General features: G+C 38.5%; 1 protein-coding gene. It reads left to right on the top strand.

The features are described from left to right. A partial coding sequence (locus AB4512_RS23290) for a DUF3630 family protein (protein WP_372175894.1) occupies positions 1 to 140 on the top strand: 140 nt, incomplete at its 5' end. Positions 141 to 231: the final 91 nt, after the last annotated feature.

A 231-nucleotide genomic window follows, 5' to 3' on the forward strand; every position in this document is an offset into this window, starting at 1 on the left:
GGTTGATTGATTTTGAAGACTGTCGAATGTTTTTAAAGTCTGAGCATTACAGCGAATCAATTTGGTTTGAGTCGTTAAACGCTGAAGAAAGCCGAGAAGAGTTCGATTATCTCGCGACGCTTTTCAAGCGCGGCTTCTAACTTCAAGCATGGTTTCTAACGTTTAGCATAGCTTCTAAAAACATAGCTTTAAAAAACAGAGATTCTAGCGTCATTCACCAATAAAAGTGAG

Origin of the sequence: Vibrio sp. 10N.222.52.B7, assembly GCF_041474275.1 — a bacterium.
GTDB classification, from domain to species: domain Bacteria; phylum Pseudomonadota; class Gammaproteobacteria; order Enterobacterales; family Vibrionaceae; genus Vibrio; species Vibrio crassostreae_C.